The sequence below is a fragment of the Bradyrhizobium sp. USDA 4354 genome (genome assembly GCF_054060315.1).
Window position 1 is genome coordinate 2,529,552 of sequence record NZ_JBSSDC010000001.1, and the last position, 21,589, is coordinate 2,551,140.

The 21,589-nt window shown below is 64.3% G+C and carries 19 protein-coding genes, 1 tRNA gene and 1 pseudogene; 11 read left to right on the forward strand and 10 right to left on the reverse strand.

Going from position 1 to position 21,589, the window contains the following annotated elements:
* Positions 1 to 240: 240 nt before the first annotated feature.
* Entirely contained in the window at positions 241 to 1,002 is a 762-nt protein-coding gene (locus ACVIIV_RS11835) for a hypothetical protein (RefSeq protein ID WP_456744344.1), read from the forward strand.
* Between the two features lie 153 nt (positions 1,003 to 1,155).
* Here the strand turns inward: ACVIIV_RS11835 and ACVIIV_RS11840 are convergent, their stop codons facing one another.
* Positions 1,156 to 1,926: an alpha/beta fold hydrolase gene (locus ACVIIV_RS11840; RefSeq protein ID WP_456744345.1), complete on the reverse strand. Its 771-nt coding sequence runs from the start codon at positions 1,924 to 1,926 to the stop codon at positions 1,156 to 1,158.
* Positions 1,927 to 2,104: 178 nt separating this feature from the next.
* Entirely contained in the window at positions 2,105 to 2,569 is a 465-nt protein-coding gene (locus tag ACVIIV_RS11845) for an Hsp20 family protein (protein WP_035997846.1), read from the reverse strand.
* A 205-nt stretch (positions 2,570 to 2,774) separates the two neighbouring features.
* Here ACVIIV_RS11845 and ACVIIV_RS11850 point away from each other — a divergent pair, with 205 nt between their 5' ends.
* A complete protein-coding gene (locus tag ACVIIV_RS11850) occupies positions 2,775 to 3,722 on the forward strand; it encodes an alpha/beta fold hydrolase (protein WP_456748708.1) in 948 nt (315 codons plus the stop codon).
* Between the two features lie 306 nt (positions 3,723 to 4,028).
* Here the strand turns inward: ACVIIV_RS11850 and ACVIIV_RS11855 are convergent, their stop codons facing one another.
* Positions 4,029 to 6,836 carry a di-heme-cytochrome C peroxidase gene (locus ACVIIV_RS11855; RefSeq protein ID WP_456744346.1) on the reverse strand — a complete coding sequence of 936 codons (2,808 nt, stop codon included), beginning with the start codon at positions 6,834 to 6,836 and terminating at the stop codon, positions 4,029 to 4,031.
* Positions 6,837 to 7,015: 179 nt separating this feature from the next.
* On the reverse strand, positions 7,016 to 8,812 hold the full coding sequence (locus ACVIIV_RS11860; protein WP_456748709.1) for an adenylate/guanylate cyclase domain-containing protein: 1,797 nt from the start codon (positions 8,810 to 8,812) through the stop codon (positions 7,016 to 7,018).
* Positions 8,813 to 9,049: 237 nt separating this feature from the next.
* Here ACVIIV_RS11860 and ACVIIV_RS11865 point away from each other — a divergent pair.
* Positions 9,050 to 9,683: pseudogene (locus ACVIIV_RS11865) on the forward strand (LysE family translocator).
* 5 nt (positions 9,684 to 9,688) lie between these two features.
* On the opposite strand, the gene ACVIIV_RS11870 reads toward ACVIIV_RS11865, so the two are convergent.
* The gene (locus ACVIIV_RS11870) at positions 9,689 to 10,441 is read right to left on the reverse strand and encodes a sulfite exporter TauE/SafE family protein (protein WP_456744347.1); all 753 of its coding nucleotides are present in this window, start codon (positions 10,439 to 10,441) and stop codon (positions 9,689 to 9,691) included.
* Positions 10,442 to 10,532: 91 nt separating this feature from the next.
* Between ACVIIV_RS11870 and ACVIIV_RS11875 the strand changes: the two genes are divergently transcribed.
* Positions 10,533 to 11,423 (forward strand): LysR substrate-binding domain-containing protein, encoded by an 891-nt coding sequence (locus ACVIIV_RS11875; RefSeq protein WP_456744348.1) that lies wholly within the window; start codon positions 10,533 to 10,535, stop codon positions 11,421 to 11,423.
* Between the two features lie 74 nt (positions 11,424 to 11,497).
* On the opposite strand, the gene hisN is transcribed toward ACVIIV_RS11875, so the two are convergent.
* The gene (gene hisN, locus ACVIIV_RS11880) at positions 11,498 to 12,280 is read right to left on the reverse strand and encodes a histidinol-phosphatase (protein ID WP_456744349.1); all 783 of its coding nucleotides are present in this window, start codon (positions 12,278 to 12,280) and stop codon (positions 11,498 to 11,500) included.
* A gap of 521 nt (positions 12,281 to 12,801) precedes the next feature.
* Entirely contained in the window at positions 12,802 to 13,692 is an 891-nt protein-coding gene (locus tag ACVIIV_RS11885) for an N-formylglutamate amidohydrolase (RefSeq protein ID WP_456744350.1), read from the reverse strand.
* Between the two features lie 330 nt (positions 13,693 to 14,022).
* On the opposite strand from ACVIIV_RS11885, the gene cpdR reads away from it, so the two are divergent.
* The 5 genes from cpdR to ACVIIV_RS11910 all read left to right on the forward strand — a co-directional run bounded on the left by cpdR (position 14,023) and on the right by ACVIIV_RS11910 (position 16,068).
* Entirely contained in the window at positions 14,023 to 14,382 is a 360-nt protein-coding gene (gene cpdR / locus ACVIIV_RS11890; protein ID WP_007597092.1) for a cell cycle two-component system response regulator CpdR, read from the forward strand.
* Positions 14,383 to 14,454: 72 nt separating this feature from the next.
* Positions 14,455 to 14,529: transfer RNA gene (locus ACVIIV_RS11895), tRNA-Val, on the forward strand.
* Between the two features lie 199 nt (positions 14,530 to 14,728).
* Positions 14,729 to 14,956, forward strand: a complete 228-nt coding sequence (locus ACVIIV_RS11900; protein ID WP_456744351.1) for a DUF2945 domain-containing protein — start codon at positions 14,729 to 14,731, stop codon at positions 14,954 to 14,956.
* Between the two features lie 29 nt (positions 14,957 to 14,985).
* Positions 14,986 to 15,522, forward strand: coding sequence for a DUF488 domain-containing protein (locus tag ACVIIV_RS11905; RefSeq protein ID WP_456744352.1), 537 nt, complete (start codon positions 14,986 to 14,988; stop codon positions 15,520 to 15,522).
* Positions 15,523 to 15,594: 72 nt separating this feature from the next.
* Complete coding sequence (locus tag ACVIIV_RS11910) at positions 15,595 to 16,068, forward strand: L-2-amino-thiazoline-4-carboxylic acid hydrolase (protein WP_456744353.1); 474 nt, start codon at positions 15,595 to 15,597, stop codon at positions 16,066 to 16,068.
* Between the two features lie 333 nt (positions 16,069 to 16,401).
* On the opposite strand, the gene ACVIIV_RS11915 is transcribed toward ACVIIV_RS11910, so the two are convergent.
* On the reverse strand, positions 16,402 to 16,872 hold the full coding sequence (locus tag ACVIIV_RS11915) for an NUDIX hydrolase (RefSeq protein ID WP_456744354.1): 471 nt from the start codon (positions 16,870 to 16,872) through the stop codon (positions 16,402 to 16,404).
* A gap of 119 nt (positions 16,873 to 16,991) precedes the next feature.
* On the opposite strand from ACVIIV_RS11915, the gene ACVIIV_RS11920 reads away from it, so the two are divergent.
* Entirely contained in the window at positions 16,992 to 17,414 is a 423-nt protein-coding gene (locus ACVIIV_RS11920; RefSeq protein WP_456744355.1) for a RidA family protein, read from the forward strand.
* Between the two features lie 37 nt (positions 17,415 to 17,451).
* On the opposite strand, the gene ACVIIV_RS11925 is transcribed toward ACVIIV_RS11920, so the two are convergent.
* Positions 17,452 to 18,543, reverse strand: coding sequence for an enolase C-terminal domain-like protein (locus ACVIIV_RS11925; protein WP_456744356.1), 1,092 nt, complete (start codon positions 18,541 to 18,543; stop codon positions 17,452 to 17,454).
* 191 nt (positions 18,544 to 18,734) lie between these two features.
* Between ACVIIV_RS11925 and ACVIIV_RS11930 the strand changes: the two genes are divergently transcribed.
* Positions 18,735 to 20,297, forward strand: coding sequence for an adenylate/guanylate cyclase domain-containing protein (locus ACVIIV_RS11930; RefSeq protein ID WP_456744357.1), 1,563 nt, complete (start codon positions 18,735 to 18,737; stop codon positions 20,295 to 20,297).
* A gap of 62 nt (positions 20,298 to 20,359) precedes the next feature.
* Here the strand turns inward: ACVIIV_RS11930 and ACVIIV_RS11935 are convergent, their stop codons facing one another.
* Positions 20,360 to 21,583: an ABC transporter substrate-binding protein gene (locus ACVIIV_RS11935; RefSeq protein ID WP_456744358.1), complete on the reverse strand. Its 1,224-nt coding sequence runs from the start codon at positions 21,581 to 21,583 to the stop codon at positions 20,360 to 20,362.
* Positions 21,584 to 21,589 lie beyond the last annotated feature (6 nt).

Here is a 21,589-nt window from a genome sequence, read left to right on the forward strand (position 1 = left end):
CATCACCTTGCCAAATTTTTGTCTAGCACACAAGCGCGCGAAAGTCCCGATTCCCGATATGTCAATCAATCGCTTTCCAAAAGTTGCGCAGCCCCGGTTTTGAAGCAAACGCGCCCCGATCCGGCCCCGCGGCCGCCGAAATCCCCAATGAAGCTTCGGATCAACCCTTCGGAAGGCGCGCCCCGCCGCAAGAAGCGAAAGAGGGCGGCCATCGGAGGGCCTGACAGGAGCGTCTCGATCATGAAGTTTTTCACAGGTTGTGTGGCGGCCGCCGCGCTGGTGCTGGCTGCAAGTGCGGGGTACGCCCAGGTTCCCGCGAGCGGTATCGGGAGAGGGGCCATTATCGCCGTGTCGGATTTCGACGGGCCGTACGCGCCGCCGGAGGCCGCCCCGCCGCCGCGTTACGGGTATGGCTACGGCTACGAGGAACGCGGTCCGGCGCAGGTCTTGTTGCCCTCAACGGAGGTTTACGCGGTGCTGCGCGAAAACGGCTTCTCGCCGCTCGGCATCCCACGCCTGCGCGGCAACGTCTACACCATCGCGGTGATCGATCATCGCGGCGACGATGGCCGACTGGTGATCGACGCCCGCGACGGGCGGATCATCCGCTTCATGCCAGCCGCCGACGCCTATGGCATGGCGCCGGCCTACGACGAACGCGCGCCCTACGGGCCGCAAAGCGCGCTGCCGCCGCCGACCGTGATCCGCAGCGGCCCGCCGCGCCCGCCGGCGTCGATCCCGCATGTGGCAAGCCGCGCCGTGCCGCTGCCCAGGGCCGCCCCGCGACGCGCCGAGACACCGATCGCGGCGGCGAAGCCGGCCGCGCCGGTGGCGCAGCAGGCTCAGGCAGTGCAGGCACAAGCCCCGCAGCAGGCAGCCGCCGTGCCGGCCAAGCCGGCCGAGCCCGTGTCACAAGCCGCGGCGCCGACTGTCGCTCAGGCCAAGCCTGCGCCGACGATCCTGCCGACGCAGGAGATGCCGGCCGCGCAGGGGCTGGATTAGGGCGACGCGAGGGTGACGCGACAGTGCCCATCACACCCTCGCTGTCGTCCCCGCGTTCGCGGCGCCTTCGCGGGGACGACATCGGGGAGAGAGCTGAGCAAAAACAAGAGGCGCCTGAGCAATTCAGGCGCCTTCTGCATTTCGGCGATCGCTTCAGCTCCGCGGATACCCCGCAGCTTCCAGGACCAGATTCGCCACTTCCTTCGGATGCGACACCAGCGAGAGATGGCCCGCATCGAGCTCGATCGTGGTGGCGCTCATGCGCTTGGCGAGGAAGCGCTCGAAATCAGGGTTGATGGTGTAGTCGTTCTTCGACACGGCGTACCAGCTCGGCTTGGAGCGCCACGCCGCCTCCGTGGTGCGGCCGGCGAAGATCGAAGCCGCCGTCGGCCATTGCACGGCATAGAGCTCCCTGGCCTGCTCCGGCTTCACGCCATTGGCGAAGTACTTCAGGAAGGCCTCTTCCGAGAGCTTGGTGTAGCCGTCGCGCTCGATGATGCCGGCGCGGGCAGGTCCGGTCGGAAACTGCTTCGACAGCGCCACGAAATCCTCGTTCGCATCGGGCGCGCGGGCGGCGACGTAGACGAGGCCGGTGACCTTCGGGTCGGTGCCGACCTGGCTGATCACGGTGCCACCCCAGGAATGCGCGACCAGCACGGTCGGCCCGTCCTGCTCGGCCAGCGCGCGCTTGGTCGCCTCGACGGAATCCGCAAGCGAGGACAGCGGATTCTGCACGGCGGTGACATGCAGGCCTGCCGCCTGCAGGATCGGGATCACCTCCGACCAGCTCGAGCCGTCGGCCCAGGCGCCGTGCACCAGCACGACGTTCTTCGCCTTCACCGTCTGCGGTGTCTGCGCATGGGCAAGGCTGAGGGGAGCCGCCAAAAGGCTCGCGGCGACGAAAAGGCTGCGCCAGAGTGACATGATCTTTTCTCCGTCTTGTCTTGGGTTCGGTTCTTGGGTTCGATTTCTTGGGTTCGGTGCCCAAAGGACGGAGGGAGAGATGGCAGCGTTACTCGTCTTCACCGCTCTGTGATGCAGTGCAAAACAAAAAAACGCCCCGGGGCACCGGGGCGTTTTCGCAACCTGGAAGTCGCTTGGCTCAGGCAGCTTGCGCGGCCGAGTTCTCGATCACCTGCGCCTTCGCGCCGGCGTTGATCGCGATCTGGCGCGGCTTCTTGGCCTCGGGAATCTCGCGGACGAGGTCGACGTGAAGCAGCCCGTTCTCGAGCGAGGCGTCCTTCACCTGCACGAAGTCGGCAAGCTGGAAGGCGCGCTCGAAGGCACGCGCGGCGATGCCGCGGTAGAGCACTTCGGATTTCGAGTTCTCGTTCGCGACTTTCTCGCCCTTGATCGTCAGCGTGTTTTCCTTCGCGACGATGGAGAGCTCATCCTTGGCGAAGCCCGATACCGCAACGGTGATGCGGTAGGCGTTCTCGCCGGTGCGCTCGATGTTGTAGGGGGGATAGCCGGGGCTGCCGTCCGAGCTGGCCTGATCGAGCAGGTTGAAGAGACGGTCGAAGCCGACGGTGGAACGATAGAACGGGGTGAGATCGTAGCTACGCATGGTCAAGTCCTCCATTGAGCGACTGTTGGTAACCCGCCCGCCAATCGGGCCGGGCTCATCTCTGTGTGCAGCCTGATGTTCCGGTTCCGAAACACTGGTAGCGGCCTGCACGAAAATGATATGGGTGGAACGAGACGGCGTTCAAGAGGGCGGCATTTGCGCCTTTTCGGCGCTTTAGCCCCTTGATTTGCAGTACTTGCCGCCTATGACGCTGGTCTCGATCCCGTCCAATCCCGTCCCCGAAAACGTCGTTAGTGGCACCATCAAGACACCCGATGGCGCCGAACTGCGCTTTGCGCGGTGGGCGCCGCCGGCGAACCGCAAGGGCACCGTCTGCGTCTTCACCGGGCGCAGCGAGCAGATTGAGAAATATTTCGAGACCGTGCGCGACCTGCGCGAGCGCGGCTTCGCGGTGGCGATGATCGACTGGCGCGGCCAGGGGCACTCGTCGCGCCGGCTGCGCGATCCGCGCAAGGGCTATGTGCGCGACTTCGCCGATTTCGAGATCGACGTCGAGACCTTCGTGCAGCAGGTGGTGCTGCCGGATTGCCCGCCGCCCTTCTTCGCGCTCGCCCATTCCATGGGCGGCACGGTGTTGCTGCGGGTGGCGCATGCCGGCAAGCGCTGGTTCGACCGCATGGTGCTGTCGGCGCCGATGATCGACCTGCCCGGGCGCACCACCTCGTTCCCGGTGCGTGCGCTGCTCAAGACGATGCGGCTGCTCGGGCAGGGCGGCCGTTACGTTCCCGGCGGCAGCGACCGCCTCACCGGGCTCGATCCCTTCATCAACAATCCCTTGACCAGCGATCCGGTGCGCTATGCGCGCAATGCCGCGATCCTGGAGGAAGACCCGACGCTCGGACTGGCGTCACCGACGGTCGCCTGGGCCGATACCGCTTTCCGCGCGATGCACACCTTCAAGCGCGTGAACTACCCCTCCCAGATCCGCCAGCCGATCCTGATGCTGGCGGCGTCCAACGACACCGTGGTCTCGACCGCGGCAATCGAGGAGTTCGCCTATCACTTGCGCGCCGGCTCTCATCTCGTGATCGCCGGCTCCAAGCACGAGATCCTCCAGGAGCAGGACCGCTACCGCTCCCAGTTCTGGGCCGCCTTCGACGCCTTCGTGCCGGGCACGCCGCTGTTCAAGTGAGACGCGGCAGCGATGGTGTACTCCCTCGCCCCGTTCTTACGGGGCCGCGACGAGCTTCGCTCGCGCTGAGAGGGTTGGGGTGAGGGGCTGTTTCCGCAAGGACGGTGAGAGTTGGACTCGCGGAGAGTCCTCATTCTCCGTCATTGCGAGGAGCCCTTGCGACGAAGCAATCCAGACTGCGTCCGCGGAGACAGTCTGGATTGCTTCGCTGCGCTCGCAATGACGGTGTGGACGCATTCCGGCCTGTCCCCGCACCCGCCTTCGCTCAAGCTTCGGCGGACCCCAGCGGGGAGAGGTGAAGGTCATTCACAGCGTCTTCAGATACTCGATCAGATCGTAGCGCTCTTGCTCCTTGAGCACGCGGCCGATGGTGCCGTCCTTGCCGGGGCCTGGTGTGCCGTCGAACGAGTGGCCGGCATTGCTGTTGCCGAACAGCTCGGTGCCATCAGACGCCCGCGTCGAGAAGCGCGAGTGCCCGGTCTTGCAGCTCTCGCCGTCGGTGACCGCGAAGCCGACCTGCTTCGGATCGTAGTCGCGGCCACCACCCATGCAGAACGATTTGGGACGCTCGGTCGCGGGGCTCAGCATCCAGTAGAGCGAGGGCACCGATCCGTTGTGCAGGTAAGGCGCTGTGGCCCAGACGCCGTTGAGCGGGCGCGCGCGATACCAGGGCCGCGGCTCCTTCTTGTCGGGCGGCTGCGGACCGGGATTCGGGCAGTTCTTGCGCTCACCCCACCAGGCCTGCTGAACCTTCGGGTCGATCTTGGCATCGTCCATCGCCTTGCGGGCGACGATGTCGACGAGCACCATCAGCCCAAGCGAGTACGGCATGTCGGTCGAAGAAATATCCGGCAGATTGCAGTTCCACCAGGCATTGAGGTTCTGCGAGGGATCGAGCTTGAGAAAGCCCGGTACCTGAACCGTCCGCGTCTCCAGCACGCTGGCCTGAGCGGGATCGGTCCCCATGCCTTTGACGCTCTTCTGGACCTCGTTCAGGAATTTGTCGGCGCCGATGGTCTCCCAGCGCGACGAGGACCAGATGCTCTGATCCGGAAACTCGGCGTCGAACATGGGGTCGTTGACCGGCCCGAGGTGGCATTCGGCGCAGAGTTGCGCGTAAAGCTTGCGGCCGCTCTTGACGCGCTCACCATCGATCTTCCAGGCATCATCGCCGAAGATGTCCGACGGCCATTTCGGTGATGTCAGTCCGGAGAGCTGCTTTTTAGGATAGGGCGCCGACCCCTTCAGCAGATCCTCGATCCAGTTCAGATTCTTGATATCCATCGACGAGCGGAACAGCCTGTCCTTGGGAGTATTGTCGGACAGATTGAGCAGCGCGGTCACGCCCAGCGCTTCGCCGGCGTTGCGGATCAGCGGCTGTTCGATGGACGCGTCATATTGCGCGTATTTGAGCCAGGGCACGGTCCAGATCGGTGGGAAGCTGACCGGCGCGTCCTTGGCGTGCAGATTTTTCTCGAAGCCGCTGAGGCCGCTGAGCGCCATGTCCTGGGCGAACACCTGATTGCCGATGCGGTTGAGCGCGTCGAGACGGCCGTATCCTTCCTCCGTATCTTGCTGCTGCTCTTCCCGCTTCGTTTTCTCGTTGAACCTTGTCTTGCCGTCGATGGTTTTCTTGTAGGTCTTCTCCCAGTCGATCAGGAATGTGCTGATCGCACTCAGCTTCTGCTTCAGCGCATCGCGATCTGCATCGCTGGCGGAGGCGCCGAGTACACGATCGGCGAAGCGCGTAAAGCGGCCTGGCACGAGCAGCGTGTAGGCAATCGACAGGCCAGTCGTGATCTCGAGCTTTCTCAGGTCGGTCATCGCCGGGCCGCCGTCAAAACGGATGTCGATGCCCTTGTAGTGGATCTGGCCGGTGTGGCAGGCGGCGCAGGTCAGGCCGATCCGATCCTCGCCGACCTGGCCGGTCGCAGGATCGGGTACGCCGGTCATGCGCGCGAAGCCCACCGGCAGGCCGTCGACGTTTTCGGCCTGGGTGCCCCAGTTCACCGGCGGATCCCAAAGTCGCGCCGGCACCGGCTTCCTCTTGTCGTAGACGTTCGCATAGCCGAACTGGCGCAGCGTGGCGTCATCGGTGTTGATCGTCTGCGGGCTCGGGATGAAGCCGAAGCGCTGCAGATGCTCGCTGTCATGCAGCATCCCTGGCTTTGCGAAGAAATGAAGCCGCGGCTGCTCGAGCGCCATGAACCAGCGATAGGGCACCGGGAAGGTCGCGGTGCCCTGGCTGGCGTGATGAAACCAGTGCCGGTCCTCGAGTGCCCAGTTCTGCTCGAGCCAGTACGCGGCCCGGGGTTCGACGTGCGCCGGCAATGGCGGCGCCACCAGGTCCCCGAGGATACCGGGCAGCATCGGCTGGAATTGATCGGGAAAGCGCAGCGCCACGACGCCAAGGACGAGGAGCGCGGCGATGAGCCCGCCGGCAGCGCGCAATACGAGCGAGGGCGGAGTGACCGGCTGGCTCACGACTCGCTGCGTGATCCTGACCGGGAATTTGCGCTCGTTGAACAATGTCCTCACCTCGGCCACGCTGAGATAGCGGTCATCACCCTGACCCTTGCCCATGATCTTGAGCAGGATCGGCCATTCGAACTTCATCAGGATCGGGTAGTACCAGCGCGCTTGCTTGCCGGCGCGCTTGAGGTTGTCCTTCATGAAGGTCTGGATTTGCGAGGCGTTGAGCCCGCTCTCGGAGCCGCCATCGGGATCGGTATAGGTGCCGCCGAAACTGGCAAGCCGGGCGATCTCGTCCTCGTTGACCCGGCCGTCGACGCCGAGGATGCGCGAGCCGGCACCAAGCTTGTCGAGCGGACCGCCGCGCAACATATTGAGCTGCGTGCCCCAGAAGATGCTCTGCAGGATGTGACAGGCGCCGTTGGCGATCAGCGCGACGCCGCGGACCTGGATGCGGGCCGAGGTCTTCTTCAGCCCGGTCTCGCCGCTTGCATTTGCGATGGTCTGCGACAGCGTCCGGAGTGGGACGGTGCCGCCATCGACAAAACCTTCGCCGACGAGGCCGCGCAGGAAGGGGCAGGGATTGTTCGGCGAGACCTGGATCGAGGGGTCGAAGGGCGGCTTCGAAGCGCGGTCATGCATGGCCCAAATCCTGAAAACGGCGAATCGCAAAAAAGACGCGCCGATCAAGCGCGGAAAGTCCTAACAAACCGACAGCAGATTATACTACTTCAGCGTGTGATGAAGTGTGGCTGATTTCACTGTCCTGTCAACAACAGCGGGCGCGAGCAGCTTGCCGCGAAGGGACCGCAGCCTGCCGTTCAGGACTCGGCGGCCCGTTTGACGTCGCTCTGAACCAGCGTCAGCTTGCCGAGCGGCACGCCGGCCTTCAGCAGCCCCTCGCGATAATGGGCGATGTCCTCGGGCCGCTTCCAGTGGAAGTTGCGCAGGTGACGATCGACGTTCAGGGTCGGGTAGTTGCCCATGAGCACGCAGGCGGCTTCGCTCGCCTCGTCGCTTCGCCCCAGTTGCGCCAACGCTGCGGCGCGGATCGCCAGCGCCTGCATGTGATTCGGGTTGATGTAGAGCTGCTCGCGGGCCCATGACAGCGTCGCGTCATATTGGCGCAGAAGATAATGACTGAACGCGTTCAGCGCCGCCCATTGGTAGCGCGGGTCGCTGCTGTCGCGTTGCGCGGCCATCGAGAACAGCTCGATCGCCTCGCGGTGCTCGCCGATCATGAAATGGCAGATGCCGAGCACGCCGCGCGCGCCATTGTCGTAAGGATTGAGCGCGACCGCGCGCTTGGCGGCATCCATTGCCGCCTCGTGATGACCCTCCAACGCGTGCGCCCAGGTCAGGATCGAGAACGCGAAGGAGGAGCGCGGATCGAGCCGGACGCTGGTTTCGGCAAGGCTCATCGCCTCGGCCCACATCTCGCGCGTGCCCTTGACCCAGCCGAACTGAATGCTCTGGATCTGGATCGTGGCGAGATAGGCGTGTGCGATCGACAGCTTGGGATCGAGCCGGATGGCCTCACGGAACAGGTCGACGGCGGCGACCAAATCCTCTTTGGTCTGCCGGTAGTAATGCGATAGCCCCTTGAGGAAGCGATCCCAGGCGGAGACGTCAGTGGAAAGCCGGGCCGGCGCCGAGGCTTCCGCACGGACGATCTCGGTGGCGATGGCAGCGGACAGGTTGGTCGTGATCTCGTCCTGCATCGCGAACAAATCGCCGATGTCGCGGTCGTAGCGGCCGGTCCAGAGCTGCTCGCCGGTCTCCGGCGCGATCAGCTCGGCGGTGACGCGGATCTTGGCGCCGGCGCGCCGCACCGAGCCCTGGATCAGGTAGGTGGCGTCGATCTCGCGCGCGATCAGCCGCGTGCTCGTGTTCTTGCCCTTGAAGGCGAAGGTCGAGTTGCGGCTCAGCACGCGATAGAAGGATTGCAGCGACAGCGCGTGGATCAGATCCTCGGTGAGGCCATCGGAGAAATATTCGTCCTGGGCGTCGCTGAGATTGGCGAAGGGCAGCACGCCGACGATCGCGGTGCGGTACTGCTGCGACAGGGCTGAGGCTTCCCGGAGCTCGGGGGCAAGCGCCGGCGCGCCCTCGGGCGTCCAGGTAAAGACTCCGACGGCATCCTTGATGTTCTTGAAGCGGTGATTGCCGGCATCCGTCAGCGGCACGGCGAGATGCTTGCTCGCCTCCCGATAGGCCTTGGCCGAGATGGCGAAGCCGCCGGGGCTCGCCACGGATTCGAGGCGGACGGCAATATTGACGTCGTCACCGAAAACCTCGTCCTCGTCGGCGATGACGTCGCCCATGTGGATACCGAGCCGGAACTGCATGGCACGGTCGGCGGGCAAATGGTGATTGCGCTCCGCCATCAGCGTCTGCATCGCGATCGCGGCCTCGGTGGCGCCGACGATGGAGGCGAACTCCAGCAGGAAGCCGTCGCCGGTGTTCTTCACCACCCGACCGCCGTGATTAAGGATGATGGGATGGATCGCGCTGCGATGGGCCTTGAAGGCGGCATGGGTGCCGGCCTCGTCGCTGCCCATCATGCGCGAGTAGCCGGCGACATCGGCGCAGACAATGGCGGCCAGACGTCTTTCCATATCCGCGAAGCTCCAAAGGGTCTTGGTCAGGAATCTGGGATCGGCCACGGCGTGGTAGTCGCCTCGAATCCCGCATTTCAAGAACCCTACCTTTATAAAGCAGATGAGGCCGAGCGGAAGCATGATCCGCATTGCAAATTCGAGCTAAATCCTACGCAATCCCGGCGGTGGACGGGGACGGGCGAACCGACTAAGCGGAACCAGGACCGCCCGGACGGGCGGCGGGAGGCCGCTTGCATGCTGGGCATTCACGAAATCGGGCTTTTCATCCTGTCGGGCGTGCTACTCAACATCACGCCGGGGCCGGATTCGGTCTATGTGATTGGCCGCAGCATGCAGATGGGCTGGCGGGGTGGCGCCGCTGCCGCCTTGGGCATCAGTTGCGGCTGCTTTGTCCATGTCGCGGGCGCGGCGATCGGTCTTTCGGCCCTGCTGATGGCCTCCTCGACCGCGTTCTCGATCCTGAAGCTGATCGGCGCGGCCTATCTCGTCGTGACCGGGCTTCAGATGCTGTGGTCGCGCCCGGTGCTGGCCTCAAGCATCGACGAGCCGGTGCGGAGCTCATTGCGGCGGGTCTTCCTCCAGGGCGTGTTCACCAATGCGCTCAATCCCAAGGTCGCGCTGTTCTTCCTGGCCTTCCATGCCGCAATTCGTCGCAGCCGATGCGCCGCACAAGCCGCTCGCCTTCCTGACTCTCGGTCTGATCTTCATCTTTACGGGGACGCTGTGGTGCCTGGTGCTCGCCGCGTTCGCGGCCAAGGCCGCGCACCGGCTGCGTCGGTCCGAAGGGGCGATCGCCTGGGTCAATCGCGCGCTCGGCGGCCTCTTCATCTATCTCGGCATCCGTGTCGCCATGCTGGAGAGCCGGTAACTCGTTCAGGCGAACTCCTTCGCCAGGGCGCCGCCCGCGAGATAGAGGCCGAGCAGGATCATCGCGATCAGGAACCAGCGGCGAAACGCTTCGGCCGGCATCCGCGCCCGCACCGACTGGCCGATGAACATGCCGGCAAAGGCCATGGCAAGGCCCACGGCGCCCGGCACGGCATTGGCCGGCGTCAGCAATCCGACCGCGGTCAGGTTGAAGGCGAGCGCCAGCGTTGCGGTGGTGAAAAACACGCCGAGCGCCTGCACCAGTTCGTCCTTTTCCATGCCGATCGCCTGCATGAACGGCATCGAGGGGATCACCTGCACGCCTGTCGAGGCCGAGATCACGCCGGTGACGACGCCGACCACGCCGCCGACCCACCTCTCGTTCCCGGGCGCGACGCGGAACTGGAATTTGTTCAGGCCGATCACGGCGTAGATGACGAGCAGGGCGCCGAGCACGATCGTGCCGTAGCGCGCATGGGGTCCGGTCAGCGCGCCGGCATTGAGCCAGCAGCCGATCACGGTGCCGATCATCAGCGGCCACAGCCGCCGCAGGATGTCGCGCAAATAGGGGCCGACGAAGGTCTGCCAGATGTTGGTGATGATGGCCGGCACGATCACGATGGCGATGGCTCGGCTCGGGGCCATGCTCACGGCGAGCAGGCCCATGGAGACCGTCGGCAGGCCGAGCCCGACCACGCCCTTGACGAATCCGGCAAGCAGGAAGACGGCGGCGATGAGGATGAGCATCGGGTCGATCATATCTGCACATTGACCGATACCGCGATCAGGCACAATCTGGAGGTTACGGAGAGAGCCTTCGCTGCAAGCGAAGGCTGAGGAGAGACCCGCCATGCGCTTCGACCTCGTCGACCTCCAGCTCTTCATTGCCGTCGCCGACCAGCGCAGCATCACCCGCGGCGCGGAGCGCTCGCACCTGGCGCTGGCCTCGGCCAGTGCACGCATCAAGGGCCTCGAGGATGCGCTCGGCGTCGCGCTGCTCAAGCGCGGGCGCCGCGGCGTCGAGTTGACCGCGGCCGGTGAGAGCCTGCTCGATCACGCGCGGCTGGTCATCCATCAGATCGACGCCATGCGCGGCGATCTCGCCGGCTTTGCCAGCGGCGTGCGCGCCAGCGTGCATTTCCTCGCCAACACGTCGGGCCTGTCGGAGCATCTGCCCAAGGCGCTCGCCGGTTTCCTGCGTGAGCATCGCGACGTCGCCGTCGACATCGAGGAGCGCGAGAGCACCGATATCGCCGCTGCCATCACCGCAGGCGCCGCCGATCTCGGTTTCGCCGCCGAGCACGCGCTGCCGGACCATATCGAACGCTTCCCCTTCAGCGAGGATCGCCTGACGCTGGTGACCTCGCGCCGCGGCCCGCTCGCCGGCCGCCGCCAGATCGATTTCCAGGAGGCGGGCGCCTGCGAGTTCGTCGGGCTCACCAGCGCCACCGCGCTCCAGATGCACATCTCGAAGCACGCCGCGCGGCTCGGCATGCGCCCGCATTTCCGCGCGCGCCTGCGCGACTTCGACGCGATCTGCCAGATGGTCGCGGCCGATGTCGGCGTAGCCCTCGTGCCCGAAGCCGCCGCCCGCCGCTGCGCCAAGACGATGCCGCTCGCCATGGTCCGCCTGCGCGACAATTGGGCCAACCGCCGCCTCGTGATCTGCGCACGAAGCTTCAAGGCTCTGCCAAAGCCGGCCAAGATGCTGGTGGAGCATCTGAGGGCAGAGGCGGTGTGAGTTGGTTACACGCTGGCGGTGCGTCCTCTCGCGCTTGGTCGGCTTCGTCCGAGGAGCAGCCAACGTGAGAGTCGTTATTGGTTCAAAAGCCTCAAGGCTTCTTCGTGAACCCGCGCGTCGCCGGCTGCGATGATGCGGCCGCCGCCCTGGGCCGGCTTGCCTTCCCAGGTGGTGACGACGCCGCCGGCGCCGGTCACGATCGGGATCAGCGCGGCGATGTCATAAGGCTTCAGCTCGGTCTCGACCACGAGGTCGACGTGACCTGCGGCGAGCATGCAATAGGAGTAGCAGTCGCCTCCGTAGCGCGACAGCCGAGCGCCCTGCTCGATGCGGCCGAAGATGGCGCGGTCGCCCTCGTTCATCAGCAGGGGGCTCGTGGTGTAGGTCGTGGCTTCCGACAGCGAAGCGCAGCGGCGGACCTGGAGCCGGCGCTCGCCGGAGGGCCCCTTATAGTTGGCCGAACCGTTGTCGCCGGAAAAGCGCTCGCCGATGAAGGGCTGGTGCATCATGCCGAACACCGGCGTGCCCTTGTGCAGCAGCGCGATCAGCGTGCCCCAGATCGGAAAGCCGCCGATGAAGGATTTGGTGCCGTCGATGGGGTCGAGCACCCAGACATAGTCGGCGTCCTCGCGCTCGTTGCCGAATTCCTCGCCGACGATGCCGTGCTGGGGAAAGTTGGCCTTGATCAGCCGCCGCATCACCGCCTCCGCGGCGCGGTCGGCCTCGGTCACGGGGTCGAAATCCTTGGTCTTGCTCTTGTCGTCGATCGACAGCGAGGTGCGGAAGAACGGCAGGATGGTTTCGCCGGAGGCGGTGGCGAGCCGTCCGATGAAGGCGGAGAAGTCGATCACCGTCACAGGCCGAATCCTCGAAGCGAAGGTTGGATGAAGCTCGCCTTCTGCCTAGCTCAATTCGCCTCCCGCGTGCAGCGTTGTCTTGATTTTGCTCCCTGGTATTTTGGATGCCGAGCCGCGCTGCCTCATCCCAGTCATCTGCTGGCCAAATATCGATCACAGAGTTGAAAACTTAGTTCCGAAGTTGCCTTGTTCGTATGCAAATGACTATCAACCCATTGAATTTCCTTATCAAAGGAACTGAATCTGGGTTTCCATGGAAGCAACTGAGCCATGTGCGAATTGCATGGGAAACCGCTGAAAAGCCCTTGCACTTTGTGCGGCGCGGTCGCATATTGTTGCGGTGCGGTAGCGCTTGGCGTTACCGCTGCCCTCCTTGGGCGTTTCCTCCCTAGACTTGGGCCGCTTCTTCATCAGAAGCGGCCCTTTTTTCTTTGCGCCTTGTTTTCGTTTTGGAGTGCGCGGCGAAGCGACAGCGACTTCGCGCCAATTGCAAACGATATGATCGTAAGAAAAGCCCGCGCCTATTCCGCCGCGGCCTGGAACGGGCCGAGATCGGCGAACGGAATCGTGGTTGCCAGCACGTCGGCCAGAATGCCGAAGTCGGAGGCCACTTGCGCAAAGCGTGCACTCCGCTCGCGCCGCCGCTCGTCCATGTAGATCGCGCGATTGAGCTCGAGCTGCACCGCGTGCAGGCCGCTCGCGGGATTGCCGTAATGTTCGGTGATGAAGCCGCCGGCATAGGGCTTGTTGCGGCCGATCGAATAGCCGAGGCCTGACAAGGTCTCCTCGACGCGATCGGGAAGCAGCGGCGTGCAGCTCGTGCCGTAGCGGTCGCCGATCACGACATCGGGCCGGCGCGGCTCGTCTCTGCTGACGCCGACCGAGGGCATCGAGTGGCAGTCGACCAGCACCACGGTGCCGAACATCTGATGCACTTTGTTGATCAGCCGGCGCAGCGCGCGATGGTAGGGCTTGTAGAGCGTCTCGATCCGCCCCAGCGCGTCGTCGACCAGGATGCGCTCGCGATAGATCTCCTGGCCGTCGCCGACCACGCGCGGAATGGTGCCGAGTCCGCCGGCGACCCGCATCGAGCGGGTGTTGGCGAAGCTCGGCAGCCGGCCGGTGAACATGCGTGGGTCGAGCTCATAGGGCTCGCGGTTGACGTCGACATAGGAGCGGGGAAAATTGACCCGCACCGTCGGAAAGCCGCGCTCGCTCAAATGGCCGATCAGCTCGTCCATGAACGAGTCTTCCGACCGCCGCAGCGCCGACAGGTCGATCCGCGACGCCGCCAGGAATTCGTCCGGATAGCTCGAGCCGGAATGGGGCGAGTTGAAGATGACAGGCGCGCGCCATTCGGCGGGCTCGAAGATCTCGAAGGCTGGCGACATGTCGCCGTCAAACCGGGTCATCTTCTCAGGCTTCGTCCCTTCGTGCCGGGATCTGGCAGGGACCAGATCGCATTGATTCGGCCGATCGAGCGGCTCTTATGTGTCGTCATTGTCCGGAATCGCAACCATTCTGCCAAGCGAAAAGATGTGAAGGACGCTGGAACATGTCTTAACCGTGCAGGCGTCGCGGCGGGGATCAGCCGGTCCGGCTCGATTGATTCGGAGCCCATTCCGGTTCACAAAGGGCCGGCAGCGCAGCTGGCCCAAGGTAAAGATTTTCACCACAAATTTACCCTCTGTCGGGCTTAGTGACCTCTGCTGATATCCTCTGGGGATTCGACGTTTCCTGCCATGCCAAAGATCCTGCTCGCCGAAGACGACAACGACATGCGCCGTTTCCTGGTCAAGGCGCTGGAAAACGCCGGTTTTCAGGTCTCGTCCCACGACAACGGCATGGCCGCCTATCAGCGGCTGCGGGAAGAGCCGTTCGAGATGCTGCTGACCGATATCGTGATGCCGGAGATGGACGGCATCGAGCTCGCCCGCCGTGCCTCGGAACTCGACCCCGACATCAAGATCATGTTCATCACCGGCTTTGCCGCGGTCGCCCTGAACTCGGATTCGGACGCTCCCAAGAACGCCAAGGTGCTGTCCAAGCCCGTGCATCTGCGCGAATTGGTCAGCGAAGTGAACAAGATGCTGGCGGCCTAAATCGGCCCCGTTCCGTCCTTGCGCACGCTCCCCTGAGCCGTTATAGGGACCCCACCGATGAAATGACCTCTAGGGCACGTAGCTCAGCGGGAGAGCACTACCTTGACATGGTAGGGGTCACAGGTTCGATCCCTGTCGTGCCCACCATCCTTCGCTCGCGAAGCGAGAGAAGGATGCCACGCCGAAGCCCAACGGGCGAAGGCGGGCTGCCGCCGCGAGTTTCGGCTAGGCAAGCCACCGATCCGTCTCCACACCAGGCGTGTCCGGCGTAGCTCGCAGAGCGAAGACGGACTGGAGCGTCTAGCTCGGTCCGGGAACGTCGGGACGCCCCCCGCATTGTTCCGCCATGCCGAAGCCCTCGACGAAATCCTTCAAGCGCGGCGACCACGTCAGCTGGAATTCCGAGGCCGGCCGCGTGCGCGGCCATATCCTGCGCGTTCACACGGAGGACGTCGACTACAAGGGCTACACTCACCACGCCAGCCCGGACGATCCGCAATACGAGATCAAGAGCGACAAGACCGACCACGTCGCCCTGCACAAGGGCCGGGCGTTACGGTTGCTGCGAAGCTGATCGGCACAAGGGGAGTCGACGAGCTCACCATGGCTCATCCCTTCTTCACCATCGGCCATGCCACACGTTCGATCGAGGAATTCGTCGAATTGTTGCAAGGCAGCTCGGTCACCTTCGTCGCCGACGTCCGCACCGTGCCGCGCTCGCGCACTAACCCGCAGTACAATCGCGAGACCCTGCCGCAATCGCTCGCGGCCGTTTCGATCGGCTACGAGCACATGGCCTCGCTCGGTGGCCTGCGCAGCCGCAAACGCGAGGTGCCGCGCGAAGCCAATGCGTTCTGGCAGAACGGCAGCTTTCACAATTACGCCGACCACGCCATGAGCCCGGCCTTTCACGGTGGCCTCGCGCATTTGCGCGAACTGGGGCAGACGCAGCGCTGCGCCATCATGTGCGCAGAGACATTGTGGTGGCGGTGCCACCGGCGGATCATCACGGATTATCTGCTCGCCGCCGGCGAGACGGTGTTTCACATTCTCGGGCCCGGGCAGGTCAAACAGGCTGAAATGAATCCGGCGGCGCGGGTCGTGGCTGGCGGCCTCCTGGCCTACCCCGCCGAGAGTTAGCTAACCGTCGCCGTCGAGGTTATGCTTACGCCGCATCCTGGCTACCATGCAGCCTTCCCCGCGAGGTCGCCCATGACCGTGTCCGTCATCGAACAGGCAAAGATCCAGGCGCAGGTGCTGGTGCCGCTGGTCAAGGCGTTGCAGGCCGAACTGGGCGAGGCGCGCGCCAACGCGCTGGTGCGCAAGGCGCTCGGCGATCTCTATCGCCGCTTCGGCGAGGAATTCTGGAAGGCCAAGAACGAGAGCGATCTCGGCAAGGCCGTGTCGTCGGCCTTCCGCACCTATGCCCGGGACGATGCGCTCGCTTATGACGTCGTCGAGCAGACCCATGACGCGTTCGCTTTCGACGTGACGCGCTGTGCCTATGCCGAGTTCTACAAGGCCCTGGGCGAGCCGGAGCTCGGTTTCCTCCTGATCTGCACCGCGGACTTTGCCACCGCGGAAGGTTTTGGTCCCGACATCAAGCTCACGCGCACGCAGACGATCATGCAAGGCGCCTCCCATTGCGACTTCCGCTACAAGCGCGATGGAGGCGGATCACAGTGAGGAGAACGATGCGGACGATCTGTCTTGCCATGGCAATGCTGACGCTGATGGCGCCGCGCGCGGAGGTGTGGTAGCGCATGCAGGCATGCTGTGCCCCACATTCCGTCATTGCGAGCGCAGCGAAGCAATCCAGACTGTTACCCGCGGAAAGATTCTGGATTGCTTCGCTGCGCTCGCAATGACGATGTTGATGCAGCCGGCACATATATACGGACCGTCACCCTGAGGTGGCCGCTTCTTCAGCGGCCCTCGAAGGGCGATGGCCTGGCTGCATCCGAGCCTTCATCCTTCGAGGCTCCCGGTGCGATGCTGTCGCATCGCGCCACTCGCACCTCAGGATGACGGTTCGAGTTTGCTCCCGCGCAGCAAGTCCTTCAGCCCGGTTGGATAGAGCCTCGGCCCGCCATTCGCGTCGAGATCGGCAAGGTCGAACCAGCGCGCGACCATTTGCTCTCCATTATCCTCGCGGAAGTCGATGCGGTCCTGGCCGGCGAACGCGCCATCCGGAAACGCGACCTTAGCGATGAACATCATCTCGTGCCCGGTCGATCCCTCGTGCACGAAAATGTTCTCCATCACCAGTGGTTCGCCAACGATGGTGACGTCGATGCCGAGCTCTTCGCTGAATTCCCGCACCAGCGCCGCGCGCCAGCTCTCGCCGAACTCGATCTCGCCGCCGAGTGGGCGCACGCCCTTGATCCGCCCCGCATCGTCGCGCACCTCGGCCGCCAGTAGCTGCCCGTCGCGCCAGTGCAGGCCGATCGCGACGACGCGGATATGGGGATGTGGGCGCCAAGTGGTCATGCGGGACCGTTATAGTACGCGTCGTCTTCGGCATGCAAAAGCGTCGCAGCCTTGATCCGCGACTCCCCGCCTGCCATTGTCCGTCATCCACCGGATGTAAAAATAGGCAGGCTTTCAAGATGAGCGGCGTGAACAAGCCCGGCGGCAACTACCTGCCGGTCATCATCCATGGTGGAATTGCCTATGTCAGCGGCCAGCTGCCCCGTCGCGGCGAAGATCTGCTGTATGCGGGCAAGGTCGGCGCTGGCGTCGATATCGCGGCCGCGCAGGAAGCTGCCGCCCTCTGCGCCGATCTCTGCATTGCGGCCATCAACCACGCAACGGGCGGAGAGGACAAGATCGTCCAGGTCCTGCAAGTCGTCGGATATGTCGCCTCGGCACCTGGATTTACCCAACAGTCGCAGGTCATGAACGGTGCCTCCGACCGGCTGATCGAACGCCTCGGCGATCGCGGCCGTCACACCCGGACGTCCGTCGGCGTCGCCGAGTTGCCGCGGGGAGCGCCGGTCGAGCTGAGCATGATTGCCGCCGTTCGGCCGTAGGCTTGTCGATCCCTGATCGACGTGGCGACGGGCGGCCTCATGTCACGAAATATTTGGCGACCGCCGCCTCGTCCCACGCGATCCCATTCCCTGGCTCCTCGCCCGGCAGCGCAAAGCCGTCCTTGATCTGCAATCGCGTCGACAGCACCGCGTCGGCCCAGTCGACATATTCCAGCCAATGCGCGGTCGGCGTCACGCAGAGCAGATGCGCGCTCACCTCCGAGAACAGGTGCGTCGACATCTCGATGCCGGCGGCATGCGCAAGCGCGGCGGCGCGGAGCCAGCCGGTGACGCCGCCGATGCGCTGCACATCAGGCATCACGTAGTCGCAGGCTTCCGCCGAGAGCGCCGCCTGCATCGAGAAGGCACCGTCGAAATTCTCGCCGATCTGCACCGGCGTATGCAGCGCGTCGGCAATGCGGGCGCAGCCGGCATAATCGTCATGGCGGATCGGCTCCTCGATCCAGGTGAGGCCCTCATCGTCGAGCATCTCGCCGCGGCGGATGGCCTCGGTCACCGTGAGTGCCTGGTTGTAGTCGCACATCAGCGTGACCTGGTCGCCGAGGGCCTTGCGCACCGCGCGCACGACCGCGAGATCCTCCCGCGCATCGGGCCGGCCGACGCGGATTTTGGCGGCCTGGAAGCCTTCGGCCAGCAGCTTGTGCGCCTCGTCTACGGCGGCGCCGGCCGGCATGATGCCGAGCCCCTTCGAATTATAAGCCCTGACCGGTTTCGGCGCGCCGCCAAGCAGGCGGGCGAGCGGCAGGCCGCGTGTGCGCGCCAGTGCGTCCCAGGCCGCCATGTCGATGCCGGACTGCGCCAGCCGTTGCAGGCCGGCGAGGCCCAGCAGCGTGAAGCGTTGGGCCAACTTGCGCTCGATCTCGAACGGCAGCAGCTCGTCGCCGGAGAGCAAGTCTGATATTTCCGTGACCATCGCTGTCAGCGGCTTCAAGGCCGACGGCGTGATCGAGAACAGATAGGCATGGCCCACCGCGCCCTGATCTGTCTCGCAGTCGATCAGCACCAGCGGCGCTCTGGCGACCGCCCCGGTCGAGGTCTGGAGCGGCAGGTTCATCGGCACGATCACGGGGCGCGCGACAAAGCGCTTGATGCGGATGGTATCGGTCATGGCACTGGTTCCGGATGATCAACGCAGGTTGATGGCGATCTTAAACATCCGTGATGAAACGAAAAGGCGCCTGTTGCGACCACCCATAAAATGGGGTTGCGCGGGCTTGCGATTATTGGCTCTGTGCGGCCCGCATTCTTTGCCGAAAATCCCGAGATTCGCGACAAAATCGCACACAGCGGAGCCACAGAGTGAAACAAGAGATCTCCGAGCAACAGCGCAAGAGCGGCGTCCTGACCGGCGCCGCGATCGTCTTCCTTCTGCTTGCCCTGCCGCTCGCGGTGTGGCTGGACCTGACCGAGCTCAGCAAGATGGCGCTGCGCCGGCAGGCCACCGATCTCAACTCGGTGATCACGAGCGTGCGCAGCTATTACGCCTCCAACGTGGTCGGGCGCGTGCTCGCCAATCCCAACGGCACGACCAGGGTCGTGCACAATTACGAGTCCGTTCCCGGCGCAATCCCGATCCCGGCGACGCTGTCGCTGGAGCTCGGACGGGTGATCGGCGCGCAACAGGAGAACATTACCTATCGTTTCGTCTCGGACTTCCCGTTCCAGAACCGCGCCCCGCACCAGCTCGACAAGTTCGAGAGGGACGCGCTGGAGGCGCTCAGGAAAGACCCCGAGCAGAAGATCGTGGAGACCGAGACCTCGCTGTTCAATGACAAGGTCCGCCTCGTTGCACCTGTTACGATGGGGCCGGCCTGCGTCAGCTGCCACAACAGCCACCCCGAGAGCCCGAAGAAGGACTGGAAGGTCGGTGACATCAGGGGCATCCAGGAGGTCATCATCGCGCAGCCGATTGCCGCCAACATCTTTTCGTTCAAGTTCCTGCTGGCCTATTTCGTGATCGCCGCGGGCAGCGGCCTGGCGTTCCTGTCGCTCCAGCGCCGCCAGGCGAGCCGCATCAAGACCATGAACAAGGAGCTCGAATCCGCCAACGACTTCCTGGCGTCGCTGTCGATGAAGATCTCGCGCTACATCCCGCCGCAGGTCTACAAGAGCATCTTCTCGGGCCAGAAGGACGTCACTATCCACACCGAGCGCAAGAAGCTCACCATCTTCTTCTCCGATATCCAGAACTTCACCGCCACGGCCGAACGGCTCCAGCCGGAGCAGCTGACGCAGCTTCTCAACGAATATTTCACGGAGATGTCGGCGATCGCTCACGAATATGGCGGCACCATCGACAAGTTCATCGGCGACGCCATGCTGATCTTCTTCGGCGATCCCGAGACCAGGGGCGATCGGGCGGATGCGCAAGCCTGTCTCCAGATGGCCTGGCGCATGCAGCAGCGCCTGGCCGAGCTCAATGCGAAATGGCGCGCCTCCGGCATCGAGCAGCCGTTCCGCTCGCGCATGGGCATCAACTCGGGCTATTGCAATGTCGGCAATTTCGGCAGCAGCGACCGCATGGACTACACCATCATCGGCGCCGAGGCGAACCTCGCCGCGCGCCTGCAATCGATCGCCGAGCCCGGCGGCATCGTGCTGAGCTACGAGACCTTTGCGCTGGTCAGCGACATCGTCCGCGCCCACGCCCTGCCGGCGATCACGATGAAAGGCATCAGCCGCGAAGTGATTCCCTATTCGGTGGATGCATTAAGCGATGTCGCGACGGCGAATAGCGGTATCATCACCGAGCGCGCCCCGGGCCTCGAGCTCTATCTCGATCCCGCCGTGGTGAAATCCGGCGACGTCGCGCGCGTCCGCTCGCTCTTAGAGAACGCGCTGGCCTCGCTGAAGCCGGCGTGAGGGGCTTCTTACCCTCCAGGGGAGGGTAAGAGGCACCTCACCGCGCGGCGCACCGAATAGGCTCACCGCGCCGCGCCTTCCGTGAACGCCGTCTCGATCACCTCACCAAAAGGCTGCCACGAGCGGCCGTCGAACTGGACCAGCCGCATCTGTCTGATCGGCAGATAATTGTTCGGAGAGGTATTCATCCTGATGTTGGGCAGCGCAACGGAGGGCTGATGATCCCTGAGTGACGCCGCCTGACGCATGATGTTCTCGCGCGAGAAGTCGTTGCCGCATTGCTTCAGCACCTGCGTCAGCGCCTCGGCTGCGGCGTAGCCATAGAGAGCGGCGCTGTTGTTGGTGCTTTCGACTTGATGGTATTTGTCCATGAAGGCGAACCATTCCTTCATGGCGGAGTCGTCTTTCCAAGCGGGATCGCTCGGATCCTTCAGAAAGGCCGCCGAGATCACGCCCGCCGAGTTCTCCAGGCCCGCGGGCGCCATCGCATTGGCGATCGAGGCGGAGGCGTCGTTGACGATGAAGACCGGATGCCAATTCATTGACGCCGCCAGCTTGATCACCTTGGACGCCGTCGACGGCACGCCGAGAAAGACGAAGATGTCGGCGCCCGCGCGCTTGAGGATCGAGACGTGTCCGTCGAGATGCTCATCGGCAATGTCGAAGGCGATGTCGACGAGGACGTGACGGTTGAGATCGCCAAGGCCTTCCTGGATGCCCTTGTAGAGCATGCGGCCGAACTGGTCGTTCTGCCAGAGCACCACGATCTTCTTTCTGGGATAATAGGCCTGGATGTAGTTGGCATAGATGCGCCCCTCGGATCTGAACGGCGGCTGCCAGCCCATGGTCCAGGGAAACGCGTTTGGCTGGCTCAGCTCCTCATCGCCGGTGGCGACGAACAGCTGCGGGATATTCTTCTCATTCAGGTACCGGCGCGTGGCGAGATTGCCGGGCGTGCCGAACGAGCCGAACATCAGATGCACGTCGTCCTTCTCGACGAGATTGCGTGTCAGATCCAGCGCCGTCGCCGGATCGGAATTGTCGTCGCGCGTGATGAAGCGGATCTTGCGGCCGTTGATGCCGCCGCGCGCGTTGACCATGTCGAAATAGGCCGCCTCCGCCTGCCCGATCGCGCCGAACTCCGAGAGCGGCCCTGAATACGGCATGACATTGCCAATGCGGATTTCCTTGTCGCTCGCCGGTTGCTCGGCGTGTTGCAGCGACATCGCCCCAAGCGATGCCAAGGCAACGATTGGAACGAACAGCAGTCTGCCGGTGACACGCATGCTCGA

Coding starts and splice junctions, on each gene's coding strand:
- ACVIIV_RS11835 (WP_456744344.1), top strand. CDS start 241: ATGAAGTTTTTCACAGGTTGTGTGGCGGCCGCCGCGCTGGTGCTGGCT.
- ACVIIV_RS11850 (WP_456748708.1), top strand. CDS start 2,775: ATGACGCTGGTCTCGATCCCGTCCAATCCCGTCCCCGAAAACGTCGTT.
- ACVIIV_RS11905 (WP_456744352.1), top strand. CDS start 14,986: ATGGCTCATCCCTTCTTCACCATCGGCCATGCCACACGTTCGATCGAG.
- ACVIIV_RS11900 (WP_456744351.1), top strand. CDS start 14,729: ATGCCGAAGCCCTCGACGAAATCCTTCAAGCGCGGCGACCACGTCAGC.
- ACVIIV_RS11855 (WP_456744346.1), bottom strand. CDS start 6,836: ATGCATGACCGCGCTTCGAAGCCGCCCTTCGACCCCTCGATCCAGGTC.
- ACVIIV_RS11875 (WP_456744348.1), top strand. CDS start 10,533: ATGCGCTTCGACCTCGTCGACCTCCAGCTCTTCATTGCCGTCGCCGAC.
- ACVIIV_RS11885 (WP_456744350.1), bottom strand. CDS start 13,692: ATGACCCGGTTTGACGGCGACATGTCGCCAGCCTTCGAGATCTTCGAG.
- ACVIIV_RS11840 (WP_456744345.1), bottom strand. CDS start 1,926: ATGTCACTCTGGCGCAGCCTTTTCGTCGCCGCGAGCCTTTTGGCGGCT.
- ACVIIV_RS11935 (WP_456744358.1), bottom strand. CDS start 21,583: ATGCGTGTCACCGGCAGACTGCTGTTCGTTCCAATCGTTGCCTTGGCA.
- ACVIIV_RS11860 (WP_456748709.1), bottom strand. CDS start 8,812: ATGGAAAGACGTCTGGCCGCCATTGTCTGCGCCGATGTCGCCGGCTAC.
- ACVIIV_RS11845 (WP_035997846.1), bottom strand. CDS start 2,569: ATGCGTAGCTACGATCTCACCCCGTTCTATCGTTCCACCGTCGGCTTC.
- ACVIIV_RS11870 (WP_456744347.1), bottom strand. CDS start 10,441: ATGATCGACCCGATGCTCATCCTCATCGCCGCCGTCTTCCTGCTTGCC.
- cpdR (WP_007597092.1), top strand. CDS start 14,023: ATGCCAAAGATCCTGCTCGCCGAAGACGACAACGACATGCGCCGTTTC.
- ACVIIV_RS11915 (WP_456744354.1), bottom strand. CDS start 16,872: ATGACCACTTGGCGCCCACATCCCCATATCCGCGTCGTCGCGATCGGC.
- ACVIIV_RS11920 (WP_456744355.1), top strand. CDS start 16,992: ATGAGCGGCGTGAACAAGCCCGGCGGCAACTACCTGCCGGTCATCATC.
- ACVIIV_RS11925 (WP_456744356.1), bottom strand. CDS start 18,543: ATGACCGATACCATCCGCATCAAGCGCTTTGTCGCGCGCCCCGTGATC.
- ACVIIV_RS11910 (WP_456744353.1), top strand. CDS start 15,595: ATGACCGTGTCCGTCATCGAACAGGCAAAGATCCAGGCGCAGGTGCTG.